8 protein-coding genes and 6 pseudogenes are annotated in these 21511 nt (G+C 59.0%); 10 read left to right on the top strand and 4 right to left on the bottom strand.

Features of this window, described 5'->3' with window-relative positions:
* Window positions 1-33 precede the first annotated feature (33 nt).
* Window positions 34-10065, top strand: coding sequence for a two-partner secretion domain-containing protein (locus B0B13_RS07405; RefSeq protein WP_083703676.1), 10032 nt, complete (start codon window positions 34-36; stop codon window positions 10063-10065).
* Between the two features lie 5 nt (window positions 10066-10070).
* Entirely contained in the window at window positions 10071-10310 is a 240-nt protein-coding gene (locus tag B0B13_RS07400) for a hypothetical protein (protein ID WP_076797206.1), read from the top strand.
* A 323-nt stretch (window positions 10311-10633) separates the two neighbouring features.
* Here the strand turns inward: B0B13_RS07400 and B0B13_RS17845 are convergent.
* Window positions 10634-10798, bottom strand: a pseudogene (locus B0B13_RS17845) (IS256 family transposase); the annotation flags it as partial.
* Between the two features lie 112 nt (window positions 10799-10910).
* On the opposite strand from B0B13_RS17845, the pseudogene B0B13_RS07385 reads away from it, so the two are divergent.
* Window positions 10911-11573 (top strand): annotated as a pseudogene (locus B0B13_RS07385) (IS256 family transposase); the annotation flags it as partial.
* Window positions 11574-11924: 351 nt separating this feature from the next.
* Window positions 11925-12962, top strand: coding sequence for an IS481 family transposase (locus B0B13_RS07380; protein WP_076793855.1), 1038 nt, complete (start codon window positions 11925-11927; stop codon window positions 12960-12962).
* 46 nt (window positions 12963-13008) lie between these two features.
* Here the strand turns inward: B0B13_RS07380 and B0B13_RS07375 are convergent, their stop codons facing one another.
* Window positions 13009-13968, bottom strand: a complete 960-nt coding sequence (locus B0B13_RS07375; RefSeq protein WP_076795409.1) for an IS481 family transposase — start codon at window positions 13966-13968, stop codon at window positions 13009-13011.
* 21 nt (window positions 13969-13989) lie between these two features.
* Window positions 13990-14952: pseudogene (locus tag B0B13_RS07370) on the bottom strand (IS630 family transposase); the annotation flags it as partial.
* 61 nt (window positions 14953-15013) lie between these two features.
* On the opposite strand from B0B13_RS07370, the pseudogene B0B13_RS07365 reads away from it, so the two are divergent.
* From B0B13_RS07365 to B0B13_RS07340, 4 genes and pseudogenes are all read left to right on the top strand, one after another.
* A pseudogene (locus B0B13_RS07365) lies at window positions 15014-15496 on the top strand (transposase); the annotation flags it as partial.
* Between the two features lie 54 nt (window positions 15497-15550).
* A pseudogene (locus B0B13_RS19205) lies at window positions 15551-15848 on the top strand (helix-turn-helix domain-containing protein); the annotation flags it as partial.
* A 139-nt stretch (window positions 15849-15987) separates the two neighbouring features.
* A complete protein-coding gene (locus B0B13_RS17840; RefSeq protein WP_338909953.1) occupies window positions 15988-17151 on the top strand; it encodes an ISL3 family transposase in 1164 nt (387 codons plus the stop codon).
* A 196-nt stretch (window positions 17152-17347) separates the two neighbouring features.
* Window positions 17348-17593 (top strand): transposase, encoded by a 246-nt coding sequence (locus B0B13_RS07340; RefSeq protein WP_076795404.1) that lies wholly within the window; start codon window positions 17348-17350, stop codon window positions 17591-17593.
* A gap of 107 nt (window positions 17594-17700) precedes the next feature.
* Here B0B13_RS07340 and B0B13_RS07335 read toward each other — a convergent pair whose 3' ends face one another.
* Complete coding sequence (locus B0B13_RS07335; protein WP_237574117.1) at window positions 17701-19251, bottom strand: integrase catalytic domain-containing protein; 1551 nt, start codon at window positions 19249-19251, stop codon at window positions 17701-17703.
* A 128-nt stretch (window positions 19252-19379) separates the two neighbouring features.
* Here B0B13_RS07335 and B0B13_RS19200 point away from each other — a divergent pair.
* Window positions 19380-19628, top strand: a pseudogene (locus B0B13_RS19200) (IS481 family transposase); the annotation flags it as partial.
* Window positions 19629-20168: 540 nt separating this feature from the next.
* A complete protein-coding gene (locus tag B0B13_RS07325) occupies window positions 20169-21314 on the top strand; it encodes an acyl-CoA dehydrogenase family protein (RefSeq protein ID WP_076795399.1) in 1146 nt (381 codons plus the stop codon).
* Window positions 21315-21511: the final 197 nt, after the last annotated feature.

Raw genomic sequence — 21511 nt, 5'->3', positions numbered from 1 at the left:
CGTTAGGACTGCTACCTTTCCTGAGTACCCGTCATGAATTCACATTTATATCGAGTCATCTTCAATCGGGCTCGCGGTTTACAGATGGCCGTGGCGGAGCATGTCGCCAGTCAAAGCAAGCAGCGCGGCGTTCGGGCCGCCCGCTCGGCGTGCAGCCTGCTGGCGACGATGCGGGCACTGGATTTTTCGATTCTGGTGTCGCTCGGAATGGTCGTTGATCTTGCACAAGCGCAGATCGTGGCTGATCCTGGCGCGCCTCGCGACCAGCAGCCAACCGTGCTAAACGCCGCCAATGGCGTGCCATTGATCAACATTCAAGCCCCCAGCGCAAGCGGTGTGTCGCGCAATACCTATAGGCAATTTGACGTCGACCATCGGGGCGTGATTCTCAACAATGCTAGTACCCACGCGCAGACGCAGCTCGGCGGCTGGGTGCAAGGTAATCCGTGGCTAGTCAACGGCACCGCACGTGTGATTCTCAATGAGATCAACGCCAGTCATCCAAGCCAGTTGCGCGGCTACATGGAAGTGGCCGGCGAGCGTGCGCAAGTCGTGGTTGCCAATCCGGCGGGGATCAGTTGCGACGGCTGTGGCTTCATCAATGCCAATCGCGTCACGCTGACCACCGGCGCCCCGATCATGAATGGCGGCAACCTCGACGGCTACCGCGTGCAGCAAGGCGCCGTTACCATTGCCGGCGGCGGGCTCGATGCGAGCCGCGCCGATTATACCGACATTATCGCGCGCTCCGTCCAGATCAATGCTGGCCTCTGGGCTCAGCAGCTACGCGTGACAACCGGCGTCAATCAGGTCAGTGCCAGCCAGAGCGTGGTGGATCCAATTACCACAGACAGCAATGTGCCGGCTTTCGCTCTGGACGTGAGCCAACTCGGCGGCATGTACGCGCAGAAAATCGTCCTGCTCGGTACCGAGCACGGCGTGGGTATGCGCAACGCTGGCCAAATCGGCGCATCAGCCGGCGAACTGGTGGTGACCGCCGACGGCCGCTTGGAAAACAGCGGCGCCCTGCAGGCTAGGACCAATACGCGTTTGGACGTCGGCGGTGGCGTGGCCAACAGCGGTACGATCAGCGCTGGACGCGAACTCGTGCTCTACACCCCAAAAGATCTGGACAACCGGGGCGGCACCTTGAATGCTATGCGCCTGGAAGTAAACGCGGATTCCGTTACAAACCGAGGTGGCACCATTGAGCAAACCGGCGCCCAGGACCTGGTTGTACATGCCGCGCAGGTTCGTAACCGGGAGGACGGCCGCATCGGACAGGCTGGGGCGGATGCCGATGCCGCCACGATGCCCGGGCATGACGGCACGTCGGGCATAAACATCTCGGGTGACAGCGACGCCGCGCCGCTCGCGGCGGGTGCGCTCAACGTTACCCACATACTGGATAACGACGGCGGCCGCATCATGGCCAAAAGTGCCATTGATCTGACCGCCCGCGCGGGCCTGGACAATGAGGGCGGGCATTTAGGCGTGCGCGATTTAAACGTAAAGGACGGCGATCTGGTCAACCGTCTGGGTGAACTATACGTAACAGGCAGCCATCAACTCCAACTCGGCGCACTGCAAAACGAGAAGGGGCAGATGCAACTAGCCGGGCCGCTAACGCTGAACGCCCAATCGTTCGATAACCGCGCGGGTCAGCTGGTGGTAGCCGGCGGCGATAATCGTCTGGAGGTGATGGATGAGCTTGATAATAGCCGAGGCGGGCAGATTGTCAGCGACGGTGCGCTGCATATCCGTGCCAGCACGCTCAAGAACGCACAAGGTCGCGTGCAGCACGCTGGCGGTGGCCGTTTGCAGATCGAGGTGCCACAGTTTGAAGGCGTCGGTGGCACGCTGACAAGCGATGGCGTTTTGACCCTGACAAGTCATAGGGCTGACTTGCGCGGCGGCTTGACTCAAGCCAAGCAGATTCATGTTGACACAGACACGCTGATTACCGCCGAAGGCGTGCTGCGCAGCAGTGGCGCCGGCATGCTCGAGTTGAAGGTGCGCGACGTGTTGGACAACACCCACGGCGCCATTCGCGGTAATGGCGCGTTGACGTTGCAGGCGCAACAGCTGACCAACGAACGAGGTAGGATTAGCGCGGCCGGCACACACGACACGCAGGTTGACATCGCTGATCAACTCAACAATATCAATGGCCAGCTTGTTACCGCGGGCAACACGATGGTGAAGGCGCGTGATTTACGTAACCAGGGTGGCATGATCAGAACCAAGGGTCAATCCAACTTGGACGTGAGCGTTGACGGCACGCTCGACAACCGTGCGCAAGGTACGCTCGCCGCCGATGGTGATTTGAAGGTAACCGCGCCTACAGTGGACAATCGCCGGGGGAAGCTGATTGGTGTTCACGGACTACGCGTCGAGTCCACCACGCTGGATAATCGCAAAGACGGTTTATTAAACGCAACCGAAGGCCACCTGAAGGTGGACAGTCAAGGCCACATCCATAATGCGGGCGGCACGATCCAAGCCGCCGGTGAGCTGACGTTGGACAGCACAGGCTTGGACAATACCGACGGCGCGATCCGGGGCAGCCAGGTCAAACTTGATACTCGGCAAGCGACACTGAATAACACTGGCGGCACACTGATGAGCACTGCCGGTCGCTTCGACGTCAACAGTGGTGTACTGGATAACACCGGCGGGTTACTGCAATCGGCCGGCGCGATGCGCGTGCAAACACACGGTCAAACAGTGCATAACATTGATTCCGGCAAAACGGGCGGCATCTTTAGCGGCGGGGAGTTGGACTTAAATAGTGGCGAACTGCACAATCGCGCCGGCGTGGTGCATAGTCAAGGCCAACTCACCGCGCACGTTGGTGCGTTGAACAATACTCAAGGCCAGTTTGGCGGCAGCGCCGAAGTCGGGCTCAAGGCTGACAGTCTGCGCAATAGGGGTGGCGTGATACAGGCTGGACAGGCGCTGCAGATGGGCGTGGCTGATGTCACTGATAACGATGGTGGCCTGATAGCCGCGAGTGGCGAGTTATCGCTGAACGCTAAGCGGATTTATAACCGTGACACCCGTAGCACGGACCCGGGTACGCCGTTAGGTTTGCGAGGCGACGCCGTTGCGTTGACGGCCAAGCATATCGACAACCATGCCGGGACCATCACCGCCAATCGCCGCGTGGAGATCACCGGCGCGGGCACTGATAGCGTGCTGGACAACACGCAGAGCAACGTCTCCTCGGCCGGTAGCATTCAGGTTTTTGCCGATCATGTGTATAACCCGGCTGGCACGCTATTGTCCGGCACTGACCTCCGTGTCGAGGCTGAGAGTCTGCGCGGAGCAGGCCATTTACTGTCTAAGGGCAATCTGAACTTAGCGTTGCAGCAGGACTTTGACAACGAGAACGAAGTGACTGCCAACGGCCATGCCGTCATTCGCACCCCGGGCCGGCTGGTTAACCGCGGTACTTTCGAGGCAGACGAGCTTGAAGTACGGGGCGCGCAGATCGACAACACCGTCGGTGGCCGGATCAACGGAAACCGCGTGGGGGTGGCCACCGATGGCAAGTTATCTAACCATGGTCTAATCGATGGCGCGCAGACGCGCATCGAGGCCGGCGCGGTGGACAATATCGGCACGGGGCGCCTCTACGGTGATCACCTTACGCTGCAAGCCAACACCGTTGACAATCGACAGGAGGACGGCCAAGCTGCAGTCATCGCCGCACGGACACGGCTGGATATCGATGCAAACAGGCTGAGCGGAGCGGGCCGTTTGCTGTCCGACGGCGATTTAAACTTGGCGTTGCAGCAGGACTTTGACAACGAGAACGAAGTGATGGCCAACGGCCATGCCGTCGTCCGCACGGAGGGACAACTGACCAACCGCGGTGTTCTTCAAGCAGGCGAACTCGAAGTACACGGCGCGCAGATCGACAACACCGTCGGTGGCCGAATCAACGGGAACCGCGTGTGGGTGGCCACCGGTGGCAAGCTGTCTAACCGTGGCCTGATTGACGGCGTGCAGACGCGCATTGGGGCCAGTGCGGTGGACAATGTCGGCACGGGCCGCCTCTACGGTGATCACCTTACGCTGCAGGCCAACACCGTTGACAATCGACAGGAGGATGGCCAGGCGGCGGTCATCGCCGCACGGGCCCGGCTGGATATCGGTGCGAGTAAGCTAAGCGGAGCGGGCCGTTTGCTGTCCAACGGCGATTTAAACTTGGCGCTGCAGCAAGACTTTGACAACGATCACGAAGTGATGGCCAACGGCCATGCCGTCATCCGCACGGGGGGACAACTGACCAACCGCGGTGTTTTTCAAGCAGGCGAGCTCGAAGTTCGGGGCGCGCAGATCGACAACACCGTCGATGGCCGGATCAATGGCAACCGCGTGTGGGTGGCCACCGATGGCAAGCTGTCTAACCGTGGCCTAATCGATGGCGTGCAGACGCGTGTTGAGGCCGATGCCGTAGACAATGTTGGCACGGGGCGTCTCTACGGTGATCACCTTGCGTTGCAGGCCAACACCATTGACAATCGACAGGAGCATGGCCGGGCCGCAGTCATTGCTGCGAGGACACAGCTGGATATCGGTGCAAACGTCGTCAACAACCACGAGCAGGCGCTGATCTTTAGTGCTGGCCATGATAGTACGGCGCTAAACATTGCCGGCGCGCTGAATGAGCAGGGCCAGGCCGTGGATCGTGCCGCTCACGTACTCAACGACAGCGCCACGATTGAATCGCTGGGCGGCCTAAGTTTCAATACCCAGCATCTGCTCAATCGCAACGCACACTTTGCCACTGAACTGGTGCAGGTTAGCGGGCCCACCCAGAGCATAGCGCTCCAGCCAGCCGGTGATCCCAATAAACACGATATCAACGACTATCATTGGGCGGGAGGGCACAAATCCGGCTGTTATTTTCACAACGGCACGGGCGCCGAAATCAGCAATTGGACTCAGTATGATATAACGCGCACCGAATACGAGACCCGGGTTACACAAAGCGCACCGGCGCTCATTCGCTCGGGCGGTAATCTTGTGCTGCACGGTGAAAACTTCACCAATGACAAAAGCCATATTTTCGTCGGCGGCACTTTACAGGGCGATTTGGGTAACCTGAAAAATGAGGCTGTGTTTGGCCAGCATATCACCCGCGAGGTAGGCACTAGCCAGTACACTTGGAATGAATGGCGTGGCGGCTTGAAACGCCGGCATGACCGCCACTGGGAGGCACGGATTGCTTACACGCCAGCCGACATCGTGCACACGATTGAGCTGCCCGTCTCCAAGGTCGAGCAGCATACCGCCAGCGGCGTGCGTGGCTATGCGATCGAACAGCAACAGCTTAGCCAGGCAGATGACGCGCTGAAAGCAAGCGCGATTGTCGAAGTGTCGGCCGTGCCCAGTGTGCGCGCTCCTGAACTGGGCCAGATCGATGTCGCGATAAGCGGTCCGGATCCGGCGATAAGCGGTCAGGGGCCGGTGATAGCGGGTCAGAATCCGGTGATAAGCGGTCAAGAACCAACGAGCGGCCAAAATGAGCAAGGTGGGCTTGATACGCACGGCGATGTCCCTATGGTTATCCGTACTGTCCAGCCGAGCGCCCAGGTACCGGCTAACAGCTTATTTCGTGTTCAGCCCAACAATGGCAGCTATCTGATCGAGACCGATCCGCGCTTTACTGACTATCGCACCTGGCAAAGCGCTGCTACCCTACTGTCACAAGGAAAGCAGAATCCGGCCGCCACACACAAGCGCCTGGGCGACGGATTTTACGAACAAATGCTGGTGCGTGAGCAAGTCGCGCAACTGACAGGTCGGCGTTTTTTGAAAGGCTATGCCAGCGATGAGGCGCAATATCAAGCGTTGCTCGAGGCCGGCAGCGCTTATGCGAAAGCATGGAACCTGCGTCCTGGCGTGGCGCTGAGCGCGCAGCAAATGGCGCAGTTGACTCGCGATATCGTCTGGCTGGTTGAGCAGGACGTGCACCTACCCGATGGTACTGTCACTCGCGCGCTAGTGCCGCAAGTCTACGCCCGAGTCAAGCCGGGTGACCTTGACGGTAACGGCACACTGCTCGCCGCGGAATCGATCGACATGCGACTCAAGGACGAGCTCGTCAACACAGGCACCCTCGCGGGACACACTGCCGTGCAGCTGAATGCCGAAAATTTGCGTAACGTTGGCGGCCGGATCACTGGCAAGACAGTATCTGCTCAGGCGCTTGGCGACATTGACATAATCGGTGGCAGCATTGACGCTGACCAAGCCTTATTCGTTCAGGCTGGCCGCGACCTGAATATGGTCACCACAACCCGCAGCGATGCCAAGCAAGCTGGCCAGAGTGACTTTAGCCGTACCCATCTGGACCGTATAGCCGGTCTGAGCGTTAACTACCCCCTTGGCGGCCCCCTAGCGGCCAGCGCCGGGCGCGACGTCAATCTAATTGCCGCGCAGATCGCCAACAATGGGCAGAACGGCCAGACCGCCCTAATCGCCGGCCGTAATCTGAGTCTGGTCACGGTCAAAGTCGCGGAGCAAGAACGCAACGTCATCGACGCCAGCAACTACCTCAAGCAAGGCATTGAGCAAGAGGTCGGGACCACCGTGCATGCGCGGGGTGACGTACGCATGCAGGCTGGCGGCGACCTGAATGCCCGTGCGGCCCGCGTCAACAGCGACCAAGGCACATTGGTGGCGCTGGCTGATGGGGATGTCAACATCGTGGGCGGGCAAACAAGTCGTCACTGGAGCGAAGGCCGGCAGTATAAAAGTCGTAATCTGTTCGGCTCCAGTCAAACCACCACTCGCGACAGCCTGGTGGACACGACTGCGCAGGCCAGCATCTTCAGCGGCCACACGGTGGCGGTGCAAGGCCGCAACGTGACCTTGACCGGCAGCAACGTCGTGTCAGATAAGGGCACGTTTATTGAGGCGCAAAACGACCTGACTATCCAGGCTGCGACGCAGACCTACAGCGAAAGCCACTTCAAGGAGACCAAGAAGCGTGGTTTACTACATAATGGCGCGATGTCGGTGACAATTGGCAGTCAGGCGCACAGCGCTGACCAGCAAGAGGCCGGCACTCGTGCAACGGCTTCCACCGTGGGCTCGACCAATGGTAACGTGACCTTAGCTGCCAAACAGCTCTATCGGCAAGAAGGCAGTCATATCCTCACGCCGCGGGGCGATGTGGATATTCAGGCGGGCGCAGTCATTATTACGGAAGCCCGTGAGCAGAGTCAGGGTACGCAGCAAACTCAATTCAAGCAATCGGGTTTGACCGTGGCGGTGACGGCGCCAGCGATGGCGGCGGTTCAGACCGCGCAGCAGATGGAGCGGTCGGTCGGACAGACATCCGATCCCCGTATGCAAGCGTTGGCGGGCGTGACGACTGGCTTGGCCGTCAAGAACACTGCCGACGCCATCGCTCAGGATCCAAAATCGGGTGGCGGGGTTAACATTTCAGTCACTGTGGGCGGCGCGCAGAGCGGGAGCCAGGCCACTTACAACCGTGCCACCGCATCGGGTTCGAGCATTGCCGCTGGCGGCAACGTGAGGGTTCAAGCTATCGGTTCCGGCCAAGATTCCACGTTGACTGTACAAGGTAGCGAGATCCAGGGTGGCGGTGATGTCCAACTGAAGGCCGACGGCAAAATCAACCTGCTGGCCGCGCAAAACGCTCGCGAGTCGCACCTGACCCACAGCAGCCTCAGCGGTGGCGCAGGCGTGGCGGTGAACCTAAACTCCCAAGGCAAGGCAGCCGGTGTGACAGCGAACGTCAGTGGCGCACGCGGCTGGGGCGAAGGCACTGACGTGAACTGGACACCCACCCACGTGAGCGCGGGTAACCGACTGGTGCTGGAGTCGGGCGGCGACACTACGCTTAAGGGAGCGATGCTCAGTGGCCGGCAAGTGATCGGCGAGGTGGGCGGGGATCTGAGCATCGAAAGCTTGCAAGAGCGCAGTAGCGAGCGCAGCCGGGATATATCGCTCGGCGGCAGCGTGACGGCGGGTTTGGGGGTGTCGGGTAGTGTCAGCTTCAGCCAGCAAAAGATTGCAAGCGATTGGGCGAGCGTGACCGAGCGCAGTGGCATTCAAGCGGGCGACGGTGGCTTCCAGATTAACGTCAAGGGTCACACGAGCCTGAAGGGCGCGGCGATCGCCAGTACGCAGCAGGCGGTGCATGACGGAGCGAATAGTTTGACGACGTGCACGTTAAGTACCGAGGATATCGTCAACTACGCCGAATACAACGCCAGTAGCGTGGGCCTGAGCGGAGGTTACAGTGTGGGCGGCAGTGGTGGTGGCGAAGATCTGGAAGGGGTTGGCACGAACCAGTCTGGACAGGCGGCGACGGGCGCGGAGCAAGTACCGGATAGCAAGCTGCCGTCGACTCCGGGCGGATTCAGCGTTGCGCCGCCGAGCGTGATGGCCGCTTCGGGCAAGGCCAGCAGCACGACGCTGAGCGGGATCAGCGCGGGTACGATTCGCATTACGGATGAGGCGCAACAGAAAGCTTTGACGGGGCGAGACGTTGCGCAAAGCCTTGCCGGGCTGAACCAGCAAGTGCGGAGTGGACAGGATGGCGATAACGCGCTTAAGCCAATCTTCGACAAGGAGAAGATTCAGGCGGGGTTCGAGATTGCGAATCAGTTGACGCATCAAATCGGCACGTTTGTGGGCCATCGTCAAGCGCAACTGGATGAAGCACAACAAGCGGCCCAGGACCCGAATCTGAGTGCGCAGGCCAGGGCGCAAGCGCAACAGCAAGCGGCACAGCTAAAGGCGCAATGGGGCCCGGGTGGCACTTATCGACGCGCGCTGTCGGCGCTGGGCGCCGCAGCGGGTGGCAATGTGACGGCAGGCGCGGGGCAGTTTGCCCTGTCGGCGACCGTCAATTACGTGCAGGGTTTGGCGGCCAGCGAAGTGAAACGCGTGGCGGATGGCTTGCAAAGCGAGGAAGCGCGCGCGGCGTTGCATGCGCTGGTGGGGTGCGCGGGCGCGGCGGCTAGCCGCCAGGATTGCGGAGCGGGCGCGATGGGGGCGGCGGCCAGTTCGATGCTGGGCTCGTTACTCGGGCCGACGCAGGGGTTGACGCAGCGTCAGAAAGAAGCGCAAACGAACCTGGTGAGTTCATTGGTGGCAGCGGTGGCGGGGATGGCGGGTCAAGACACACCGATTGCGACGACGGCTGCGGTGACGGAGGGGCGGTTTAATCGGCAGCTCCATCCGCAGGAGACGAAGTGGATCAGTGATCGTGAAGCGGTGTATGCGAAGCGCTACGGTTTGACCGCTGAACAGGCGCGTGAAGAATTGATAACACAGGCAAACCTGCAAGTGCAGAATGGCTCGCTAGGCGAATGGAATCAGCGGGCCCACGAATTCCTGAAGCAGGTGCATGGGATGATGCAGGCAGACGGTGACAGCGGGCCGGGGTATATGTTCTATGCGACGCCAGCTCAAAAGGCTGATCCGAGCATGTATGCGGAGCACTATCCGAGCGGCTTGGGGCTTAACCAGCCCACATCAGAAGCGATGAATGCGTCGGTCAATCATGATGCAACCAGTCGAGAGATGATTGCGAAACAGACGCTGGGTGCGGCGGCTGGCGCAGGAGCGATTGTGTTGGCACCGAAGGTTGCTGTGGCAGCGGGGCTGGGTACGGGGTATGACTACGCAGGCGATGTGATTAGCCGAGCAATGGGGTTGTCGAATGGTGAACCGAGTGTAGGGAAGTCGCTGGTTGTGGGTAGTGTTGTTGGAGTAACGGCACCGTTTTTCTTACCGTTGAGTACGTTGGGTGGGAGTACTGCGGGAAAAATTGTGGTGGGCGGTTATAACAGTGTGCTGGCGGGAACGGGGGCGTTTGCGGGTACGGCAATTACGCAGTCAGGCAACCCGGATTTGTCCGCTGGAATTGGCACAGGATCTTATATGTTGGGTACGGCAATGATAAAAATGCTTCCTGGTCCGATGGGTAATGTTCTCAATCAAATTAATCAGATTCTGTCTGGGCCTGCACAAAATGCGATAACGAACGCTGGCGATAAGACGGGGAAGCAGTGAGTGATATGTCTCGACGATTCAGCTTGTATCGCCGTGCCGCAATAGCTTATCTGGCTGCTTGTGCATTGCCGGTTTTTATCCTTGCCATCTCTATCGCGAAAGGAGGGGGCTGGCGTCCAATGCTTATAGGTTTGCCTGCATATTTAACTTTCTTTGCGGCAATTACCTACCAATTCTTCAAGGAACTGCGTGCGTTGAGGCGAGCGGGGGAAGCCGGTGAATCTATGCCGGACGGTAAGCAGTAGCGACGAACCCGACGTATGCCGGTTTACCGAGATCGCTTCAATCTGCAGTTGCATCCGCAGAAAAGGAAGTGGATCAGTGATCGTGAAGCGGTGTATGCGAAGCGCTACGGTTTGAGCGCCGAGCAGGCGAGTGAAGAGTTGGCAATACAGGCAAGTCTGCAAGTGCAGAATGGCTCGCCAGGCGAACGGAATCAGCGGGCCCATAAATTTTTGAAGCAGGCGCATGGGATGTTGCCGGCAGGAGGTGAAAGCAGGCCGAAGTATATATTTTATGCGACTCCAGAGGACGTATCCGTAATTCTGTGTGTGAGGCGTGTTGAAACTCACAGTCCGATGTTGAAGCGCTCGGGGTAGAGCAGCGCGAACTGCGTCATTGCGCTTTTCCAATCATGTCGGGAACCGGTCCATTTGGCAATGACATTGCGCAGCGCCAGCCAGACCAGCTTGAGCGCGGCTTCGTCGCTGGGGAAGTGGCCGCGTGCCTTGATATGTGCGATTCACAGACATCGTTTCAACTAAAATGAGGCGATGGACCGAGAGATCGTCGCGCGATTACGTTGGGTGCACCTGTATCACGAGGCCGGCAACGAGCGAACAATGATCAACGAGCAGTTTGCCGCGCTCAAGAAAGCGATCTTCGAACGGGCCCTGGGCGCAGAGCTGACGCATCACCTGGGCTACGAGAAAGGCCAAGCCAAGCTTGAGGAAAGCGAAAACCATCGCAACGGCAGTAGCCGCAAGCGGATCACGACCGACGATGACCTGCTGGAATTGAATATTCCACGCGATCGCAACGGGACATTCGACCCGGTGCTCATCGCCAAAGGCGAACGGCGTTTTACTGGATTTGACGACAAGATCATCGCGATGTATGCACGCGGTATGACTGTGCGCGAAATCCAGGGTTTTTTGCAGCAGATGTACGGCATCGAAGTCTCGCCTGACTTTGTCAGCACGGTCACGGACGCCGTAATCGACGAGGTACGCCAGTGGCAGCAACGGCCCCTTGAAGCGATGTATCCAGTCGTGTTCTTTGATGCTCTGCGCGTGAAGGTGCGCGACGAAGGGACGGTGAAGAATAAGGCGATTTATCTCGCACTTGGCGTGCGCCGCGACGGCACACGCGATGTGCTCGGGCTTTGGATCGAGCACACTGAGGGCGCCAAGTTCTGGCTGCGCGTGGTCAACGAGCTCAAGCTGCGCGGTGTGCAGGACATCCTGATCGCCGTAGTTGACGGCCTGAAGGGTTTTCCCGAGGCGATTATTGATAAGAAACAAATGATCTTGAATCAGGCTGCGTAGCGAATTGTCTTATGCATGAAATAGCGAGCGACTCTTTGTGGCGATTTCTGAAGACGGCGTAAATGACTGATGGCAGCTTTCTTGAGATGTGCGATTCACAGACATCGTTTCACTTTTTAGAGGGCCGTTTTCGTGGCGTGTTGGAACTTGCCTCTGCTATCGGAGCCACGAGTTCCAACACGCGCCAATGATGTTTAGCTGCAGTGAACTAGACTAAAACTGACAGTGGTTGGTTTTTCATGCTGGCGTGCGTTGCCGCGCAGGGCGTAGTCCGTAGCGGCAACGCACGCCACGAACAGCAAGGAGTCCACCATGACTCAGGAACAGAAGGTCATCCGTGCCAAAGTCGGCATGCTCGAACTGGCCCGGCAACTGGGCAACGTCAGCCAAGCTTGCCGCGTGATGGGTTACTCACGCGACAGCTTCTACCGATTCAAGGAACTGTACGATAAAGGCGGCGAAGCGGCGCTGCAGGAAATCTCCCACCGCCGCCCGCTGCCCAAAAACCGCGTGGATCCGCAGATCGAGGCGGCCGTAGTTGAACTGGCCCTGGAACTGCCCGCTTATGGTCAGATCCGCATCGCCAATGAAGTGCTCAAGCGCCATGCGTTAAAGGTCTCGCCTCAGGGCGTTCGCAGCATCTGGCTGCGTCACGATCTGCAGACCATGAACAAGCGTCTAAAGGCGCTGGAAGCCAAATCCGCTCAGGACGGGCTGGTGCTGACCGAGGCCCAGTTGGTCGCGCTGGAGCGCGCCAAACAGGAAAAAGAGGCCCACGGCGAGTTCGAGTCTGAATGTCCAGGCTACTGTGGCGCGCAGGATACATTCTATGTCGGTAGCCTCAAAGGCGTAGGTCGTGTTTATCAACAAACCTTTGTCGACACCTATTCGAAGGTGGCATTGGCCAAGCTCTATGATCGCAAGACACCGCTGCCGGCGGCTGACTTACTCAATGATCGTGTTGTCCCATTCTTCGACAGTTTCGGTATCCCGCTGCTGCGCGTGCTCACGGATCGTGGCACCGAATACTGTGGCAACCCCGAGCATCACGAATATGAGCTGTATTTGGCCGTAGAAGACATCGACCATACCCGCACCAAGGCCAAGTCGCCGCAGACCAACGGCATCGTCGAACGGTTGCACAAAACCATGCTCAACGAGTTCTATCGGGTGGTGTTCCGCAAGAAGATCTACGAATCGATCGACGCCTTACAAACCGATCTTGATGCATGGCTCGATCAGTACAACAATGAACGTGAGCATCAGGGGCGATGGTGTTATGGCAAGACGCCCATGCGCACCTTCCTCGATTCACTAGCACTTGCCAAGGAGAAACTCATTCCACATTGACCGCTTCTTTTCTATCGGCTCGACTATCTGTCAGATCAAGTTCCGGCTAATACAGTTTAGCAAGGGTCTTGTCGAGTCGCCATTCGCGGTGTTGGACGTGCTCTTTCAGTTCGTCGTAGGCACCGGCTACCTCTTCCGAGAGAGGTGTCAGTTCGCCCAGTTCTGCTATGCGATCGACGGGCGTCTTGCCACCGAGTGATCCGTGCGGGCGGCGCCAGTTATAGTCGAATTGCCACTGTTCAATTTGCTCCTCGATCATGCCTTCGCTCAGGCCATGACGGGGCCAGAATTCGTTCAAGTCAGTGAGTTGCGAACGCTCGACCTTGCCATTGAGGTGTGGCAAGCGTGGTGGGATCGGTCGGAATTTGATGCACTCACTCATCAGGCACCGCTGCACTGACTCGGCGAAGAACTCGCTGCCCCGATCCGTCTGGATACGTTGAATCGGAAACGGCATTTCCTCGATGACGCGATCAAGAAAAAGCAACGTATTACGTGCATTTCTGCGCGAATAGACCGCTAGTACGCGAAAGCGAGAACAATCGTCGACGGCTGTGTACTGATAGAGGCCCCGCGCAATCTTCATCGTGTCCATCTGGACGCAATCTCCCGGAACTGGACGGCTATAACGTTTGGGCTGCGCTGGTCGCCTGGGTCGAACCAATGGCGTCACACGCGCCTGGCACAAGATCTTATGAAGGGTCGCGAGGGATAGTTCTCTTTGCTCATGCAATCGCAGCTCATTTTGGATCCGCCGCGCGCCTTTGTGCTCGGCACGCAGTCGGAGGATCGTTGCTCGATCGCTCTCAGAAACCTTCTGGTTTGGACTTCGGTGTGGACGGCGGCTTTGGGATTGGAGACTGGCTTCGCCGGCTTGCTGATAGCGGCGTAGCCATTTGCGAAGTGTCGGTCGAGAGATGCCGCACCGCGCGCACACGAGGCCGGCAACGCCGGCCTCGTGATACATGTGCACCCAACGTAATCGCGCGGCAATCTCTCGGTCCATCGCCTCATTTTAGTTGAAACGATGTCTGTGAATCGCACACTTGAGATGTCCCTTGGTTCGCGCCACAGCCTGCCGGGTGATACTGGCCTTCAGGTCGGCATTGAGCATCTCATCAGGATTCAGCTCCGGGCTGTACGAGGGCAGGTAGAACACCTCGATTTCATTGATGTGCTCGGCCAGCCAAGCCTTGATCGGCTTGGCGTGGTGAACTTTCAGGTTGTCCAGAATCAGAAACACCTTCTTGCTGCCCATGTCTTGAATCAGCCGCCTCAGAAAGTCGATCAGAATCTCGGCGTTCATCGCACCTTCGAACACCTTCCAGCGCACCTGGCCCCGGTTCGTCACGCTCGAGATCACCGACAAACCTTCGCGCCGACTCATTACACGCCGCTCAGGCGTCTTGCCGATAGGTGCATAGGAGCGGCCGCGCACATCGTCCGAACGCAAGCCCGTCTCATCGCCCCACTGGATTTGCGCGCCTTCGGCTTTTGCCCGGCGTGCAATGTTGGGGTACGTCTCGTTCAACCACGTCTGTACTGCTTCCGCTCGCTGCTCGTAGGCCCGCTTGATCGGCTTTTGCGGCGTGAAGCCCCAGCGTGCCAGATACAGACCGACGCCCTGCAATGTCAGCATCAAACCGAACCGCTGCCGGATCAGTTCTCGCACAGCGTGCCGGTTCCACAGCGCGAAGGGCATCTTCATCTGGTCCGGCATCTGCTCGCTCAGCAGTACGCGAATTTGCACTTCCTGCTGCTCATTCAAGGCACGAGCTCGATTTACCGAGCGCCCACTCGGTTTATCGCACAGAGCCGCCGTGCCTTCTCGCGCATAGCGTTTGCAAATATCGAACACGCCCGTGCGCGACAGGTTCGTATGGTTGGCGATTTCCTCGTAGCTCCAACCACGCTCACGCAGCCCGATCACCTGCCGGCGCCGTTCTTCACGCGCCTCGCGGGGAAGCGCTCTCATGTCTCGTTTTTCCATCTATTTCACGTAGGGGCGGTTTTCCTAGTTTCAAGTTCAAGCATTGCGGATCAATAACACTGTGTTTCCCGAGACGACAGTGCAAACCTGCATCGTTCATTTGATTCGCAATTCGCTGGATTTTGCGAGTTGGAAAGAGCGCAAGCAAGTCGCCGCCGAACTCAAAGAAGTGTATCGGGCGCCGTCGGCCGAAGCCGCGGCGCTGGCGCTCCAAGCGTTCGACGAGGGCCCGTGGGGGTACAAATATCCGCCGATCGCCGCCCTGTGGCGGCGTGCGTGGGAGCAGGTCACTCCCTTCTTTGCCTTTGCGCCGGACATTGGCAAGATCATCTACACAACGAATTCGATTGAGTCGTTGCACATGCAGCTGCGCAAGATCATCAAGGCACGCGGCCACTTCCCCAGCGACGAAGCCGCGCTCAAGCTGGTCTGGCTGGCGCTGCGCAATGTCATTGCCAAATGGACCGGTTCCCGACATGATTGGAAAAGCGCAATGACGCAGTTCGCGCTGCTCTACCCCGAGCGCTTCAACATCGGACTGTGAGTTTCAACACGCCTCACACACAGAATTACGGATACGTCCCCGACACTTCGCTAATGGCTACGCCGCTATCAGGAAGCCGGCGAAGCCAGTCTCCAATCCCAAAGCCGCCGTCCACACCGAAGTCCAAACCAGAAGGTTTCTGAGACCGATTGAGCAACGATCCTCCGATTGCGTGCCGAGCATAAAGGCGCGCGGTGGATCCAGGCGGATCCAGAATGAGCTGCGATTGCATGAGCAAAGAGAACTATCCCTCGCGACCCTTCATAAGATCTTGTGCCAGGCGCGTGTGACGCCATTGGTTCGACCCAGGCGACCAGCGCAGCCCAAACGTTATAGCCGTCCGGTGCCGGGCTGTTGCGCGCAAAGTAAAAATGGCTCTTCCCCACTTTGTGTGAACCTGCAGGTGACAATGACGATCAAGCCGGTATCGCATCACTCGGATAATCGGCATGGATTTTTCCTTTCTTCAACGCCTGTTGCCCGCTTCCGGCATGCGCATTGTCGGGTGGGTGATGATCGGCCATCGGCTCATCATTGCACTAAAACATCAAGGGCTCGTTGCGCACTGCACGGCGTGTGGAGCGACCAGTTCCCGGATACACGGAGGGTACCGACGACGCGTTGAAGACCTGCCGTGTAGCGGCCATCGCGTCACACTGGAAATCCAGGTGCGGCGCTTTCGTTGCGATAATACAATATGCCGCCGGCAAACATTCGCCCAATGCCCAGCGCCATTCGGCGCACGTCAGCAGCGTCGCACAGCCCGAGCACAGACGGTGCTGTGGCATGTGGGCTTGGCGCTCAGTGGCGCCGCGGGTGCGCGCCTGGCGCAGCGGCTGGGCATTTCGATCAGCGGCGAAACGATACTCCGTTTGCTTAAACGCAACGGCCAAAAGCACGTCGCGACGACATCACCCCCTACCATCATTGGCGTCGATGACTGGGCATTCAAGCGCGCTCATCGCTATGGCACCCTACTGGTCGATCTCGAGCAACGGCGCCCATTGGATCGGTTGCCCAATCGTGATGCGACCTCGGTGGCGAACTGGCTAACAGGAAACCGCGCAATCCGCATCGTATCGCGCGATCGCGCTGGGGTTTACGCCGAAGGCATCACCCGTGGCGCGCCGCAGGCAATACAAGTGGCCGACCGATGGCATCTATTAAAGAATCTTGGCGATGCTATTGAGCGCGCGCTGAGCCGCTGCCAGCGGCCTATCCGCGAAGTTGCACGCTCACTCAACCACGAGCACGCTTCTGTCGCATTGCCGGCGATCGAATCGAATGCGCCCGGCGTGGCAACAACATCGCGCGCAAAGGAGCAACAAGCGCAGCGGCGAGAAGCGCGGCTCGCACACTATGAATCGGTCATGCACCATCATCAAAGCGGAATGGCAATCCGGGCGATTGCGCGCCTTACAGCATTGGACCGGCGTACGGTGCGCCATTGGATCAACGCCGGTGGGTTCCCTGAGCGGGCGCAACGGCTGCCAGCCGCCAGCAAGTTGGATCCCTATCGAGCGTATCTTGCCCAGCGCTGGCGTGAAGGCTGCCAAAACGCGGCGAGGTTGTATCGGGAAATCGTCAGACAAGGGTTCAACGGCGGTTGCGGCATCGTACGCCAAGCCCTTCAACCTTGGCGACAAGCCGGGTGAAATCACGCAGCAGCTGCGTACTGCTGTGTCACGAGCGGTGCCTTCCACTCGCCGCGTAGGCTGCTGGTTAATGGGTCGGGGCACGGCCGCGCTCACCAACGACGATAAGCGGCACGTCCAGCGCTTGGTTCAACGACTCGCCGAGCAAAATCCCCAGATAGCAACAATCCGGCGGCTGTCGCTCTAGTTCACTGACATGGTCAAGCGCCGCGCACATCAAGCGTTGGCAAGCTGGCTGCGTCAAGCCCAGGCCAGCGGTGTACCAGAAATGCAGCGGTTTGCAGCGGGCATTGGCCACGACTACGATGCCGTACACGCTGCCCTACTCACGCCCTACAGCAACGGCATCGTTGAAGGCCATGTCAATCGGCTCAAGTTCCTCAAGTGCCAAATGTATGGCCGTGCCGGCTTCCAACTGCTTCGTACTCGCGTGTTGAATTAGGGCTGACTTGTGACGTGAAACTTCACACAAAGTGGGGAAGAGTGTCTGGCATCAACTAAAAAAGCCGCCGTGTTGCCTCATGGGATGATGTTACTCTCAGGTAATTGTCACTCTCCGGTTTTTTTCGATGAAGGCTGGTGCTGCGTAGCAGCGCCAGCCTTCATCGCATCGGCATCACCCAGTATTCTGGCTACCAGTTCTTTGGCGCGGTTCGATCGCCATGCCTTCACACGGCGCTGCACAGTGCGCAGCTGCGCGCCGGAATACATCGTCGGCGCCATGGCGACGAGACGCTCATGTAGCTTCTTGGCCGTGATGCCCGGTTCGGCTTCCAACCATTGCTGTATCGTCGGCCACGTATGCTCGAATGGATCTTCTCGGCTGCGCCAAGTGTGAGGCACGCGCGCCTTTCGCTGATGTGTCGCTCTTACCTCGCCTTCCTGCCACGCTGTGCCAAGACTCGCCAGGAAATCCGCGAGGGGAACGCGAGCAGGTGTGGTTGCCTGCGTCGGCGCCAAGCCGGATTCACTACATTGTGCGACGCGCTGTTGCGCTTCGCGCATGCGGCTCAACAGCTCCAGTGGGTCGAGCGCTCGGAACTGCGCACGTAGCCTGCGTTTGGTTGCCTGCGGCACCGACGCCGAGCGCAGCACACGCTCAAGCGGCGTCAACGGCGCTTCATACCGTTTCGTGACTCTCGCGCCATGACGTGTCTTCGATTGCAGCTTAAATGAAGGCTGGAAGAAGTTAATGTACAAACGTGGCACCTCGTAAAGGCAGGCAAGGGTTTGCGTGGCTTCAAGTCCGCGTAACCGGCCATACCCGACGAGGCGGCGCACGACTGACCCATTCTTTTGTTCGACCCACGCCTGGTCATTCTTCTTATACGCACGAGAGCGTGTCAGCTCGATGCCCGTTGCCTTGCACAAGTCGAATACGGCCTCATTCATGAAAGCGGTATCGTTATCGCAATCCAGACCACGCAGCGCAAACGGCAATGCTCGGCTAACCCGTTTGAGGTGCTCGAGAACGAACGCACCGCTTCGATAGGGCATGGCCAGGCATTCGGTCCAGCCGGTCGCGATATCGGTCATCACGAAGCTATGCACGAACTCGCCGTCGATCTTGGTGCCACCGCAATGCTCGACGAAATCAACCTCGAGATAGCCGGGTGGCGGATTATCCCAGTGAGCGAAGGTGCGGATCGGCACGGCACGGCCAATGGCGTTACCCACTCCACCAGCGCGTCGGCGTTGACCCGCGAAAGCCTGTTCGCGCACGTCATGCAGCAGCCGATCAATGGTAGCGGCGCTGATTTGGCTCAGCCGTTGGCGAACCCGCTTGGATAGCCTCAGGTGAGCATGCCGTGCCATCGCATCAGTCAGCGTTGGAATGAGCGCCTTCAGTCGTTTGCCGCAAATCCGATCGGCCGCCTCCCAGAGCGTGATCAGCGCGGCCCGCACCTGATCGTCGTAGCGTCGCTGGGGGCTGGGCTTCGTCCTGGGCGGCACAGGCTCGCGACACAGCACACGGATGGCGTGCTTACGGTGATAGCCCGTCACCTGGACAAACTCGTCCAGTATCGCGCGCTTCTCGCTCCGATCAGAACGGCGGTACCGCTCACCAACCGCCTCTATCAATTCCCGTCGTGTTCTCATGCTGAGCCGCCTCGTCATCAGTCGTCCCCGCCAGCATTCTGACGGGTAACAAATTACATGAGGCAACAGGCTCCGCTCGGTAGCAAAAAACCTGAGTCAATGCGTCGGCCAAGATGATTGTCGCTGTTCACTGGCGCCGCCCGCACGGATCACTCGGTGGCAAGACGCCTGTCGATCGCATAGCAGAACTGGGTGAACTGACACCCCTCTCGGAAGAGGTAGCCAGCGCCTACGGCGAACTGAAAGAGCGCGTCCAACACCGCGAATGGCGACTCGACAAGACCCTTGCTACACATCACCGGAGTGTGTTGGAACTCGTGGCGCCGATAGGAGATGCTAGTTCCAACATGCCACGAGAACAGCCCTCTAAAAAGTGAAACGATGTCCGTGAATCGCACATGAATGTCAAAAAGCTAGGCTGACGCGCCGTGTGCAAGCGATCCGCGCTCGGGTGCTTGCCTCGTTGAGCAGAGCGCTTGGCCAGTTCAGCGCTCAATGGTTCTTTTTTGCGCTTAAGTCAGATGCGGCCCAGCGTGGCGCACAGGTGAACGACGGCGCTCGCTGGTCAAGCCCATTAGCGCGCCGACTTCATGGTTGACGCATCTTGGGTACAGTTGCTGGTGAACAGCTTGCTCGGTGGCATAGCGCCGCACGTCGCTGGGAAAGCAGCCGACTGGGGCCAGCGTGTGCAACCCGGATGCACACCAGCGGGCGATCGTGGATCCAGAGCGGCCGTCAGTGCCCATCACGTCACGTGGCTGTGACTCGCGATATCCCGGTCTGCCCCACCGATTTGAGTCGGTTCTGTTACCACCGACTCGCACAGTACATGGTGCCCGACCAATTCCGCTACCTTCCTGATCTGCCCCGCACCTCGACGGGCAATACCCACTATCAACTTTTGGAGCGTCAGTGCAATGCCAAACCCGCCTGATGAACGACGAGTCGCGCTGCGCGAGCATGCCGCCTGTTTTGCCCGCGACCAGCTCAGTATAGACATCGCAACCGCCGAACGTACCAACACTTTTCATCGGGACGGCTGGCGCCGATGCGCAGAATTTGGCCTGTTCAGTATGGCCCTACCCGAGGAGTACGGGGGAGCGGGCGCGCCGCTGTCCGACCTGCTTGCCGTCATGGACGGCCTGGGATACGGCAGCGAAGACTTGGGACTGCTGTTCTCGCTCAACGCGCACCTGTGGACCGTGGCCCTGCCGCTGGCCATCCACGGCACACCGGCACAGCGCTCGCGCTTTTTGCCAGGCTTGATGGATGGCTCGTTGATCGGGGCCAATGCCTCGACGGAAGACGAAGCAGGCTCAGACGTGTTCTCCATGCGCACCCAAGCGGTACGAGACGGCGACAGCTATGTCCTCAACGGCTCGAAAACCTACATCACCAACGCCCCTATCGCGGATCTATGCGTCCTCTACGCCACCCTTGACCCCACGCTCGGTCCACTGGGCGTCACCGCGTTCCTGGTCGAGACGACCAACCCGGGCCTGGAGCTGAGCCCGCCTTTGGAAAAGATGGGACTGCGCACTGCACAGATGGGCCGGATCACACTCAAGGACTGCCGTGTCTCGGCCGATGCCGTACTGGGACGAGAAGGACGAGGCGTCAAGGTCTTTGAAAGTGCCATGGAATATGAACGTGGCTGCATTCTTGCCACCACGTTGGGCGCCATGCGCCGCCGCCTTGAAGCATGCATTACCCACGCGCGTACCCGCCGCCAGTTCGGCCAACCCATTGGGAAGAATCAAGCCATCTCCCATCGCCTCGCCGACATGAAAGTCAACCTCGATGCCGCGTGTGAACTCGTCTATCGGGTAGGGCGGCTCAAGGATGCGGGCAAAGATGCCACGCTGGAAGCGGCCTGTGCAAAGCTGTTCGTCTCGGAGACGTACACGAAGTTTTCGCTAGACGCACTGCGCATTTACGGCGCACAAGGTTACCTCGCTCAAACCCCTACTGAAAGAGGACTGCGCGACGCCATCGCATCCCTCCTCTATTCGGGAACGTCTGATATTCAACGCAACATCATCGCCACCGAACTGGGATTATGAACTGACCTAGCGATGCGCCAGCGCAGCGTCGCGATCGAATCAGGCATGTGCCGTTCGCACACTGAGCGGCCGCGCGGCACGTCGTGCTCGGGTAAGGCAGGCGGGCGGCGGATATGGCGGTGTCGATACGGTGTCGTGTGGCATAAGGCGACTCCGTATCCTTTATTCCCGATGTGACCTGCCTGACTTCTTCGGAC

This window comes from Burkholderia sp. b14, from assembly GCF_900156195.1.
Taxonomy (GTDB): domain Bacteria; phylum Pseudomonadota; class Gammaproteobacteria; order Burkholderiales; family Burkholderiaceae; genus Mycetohabitans.
The sequence above is the reverse complement of the archived record's forward strand: the minus strand, read 5'-3'. Positions and strand labels throughout refer to the sequence as shown.

Bases quoted from the DNA above. Each gene is read 5' to 3' on its own strand.
- B0B13_RS07405 (WP_083703676.1), top strand. From the start codon at position 34: ATGAATTCACATTTATATCGAGTCATCTTCAATCGGGCTCGCGGTTTA.
- B0B13_RS07400 (WP_076797206.1), top strand. From the start codon at position 10,071: ATGTCTCGACGATTCAGCTTGTATCGCCGTGCCGCAATAGCTTATCTG.
- B0B13_RS07380 (WP_076793855.1), top strand. From the start codon at position 11,925: ATGACTCAGGAACAGAAGGTCATCCGTGCCAAAGTCGGCATGCTCGAA.
- B0B13_RS07375 (WP_076795409.1), bottom strand. From the start codon at position 13,968: ATGGACCGAGAGATTGCCGCGCGATTACGTTGGGTGCACATGTATCAC.
- B0B13_RS17840 (WP_338909953.1), top strand. From the start codon at position 15,988: ATGCGCATTGTCGGGTGGGTGATGATCGGCCATCGGCTCATCATTGCA.
- B0B13_RS07340 (WP_076795404.1), top strand. From the start codon at position 17,348: ATGGTCAAGCGCCGCGCACATCAAGCGTTGGCAAGCTGGCTGCGTCAA.
- B0B13_RS07335 (WP_237574117.1), bottom strand. From the start codon at position 19,251: ATGAGAACACGACGGGAATTGATAGAGGCGGTTGGTGAGCGGTACCGC.
- B0B13_RS07325 (WP_076795399.1), top strand. From the start codon at position 20,169: ATGCCAAACCCGCCTGATGAACGACGAGTCGCGCTGCGCGAGCATGCC.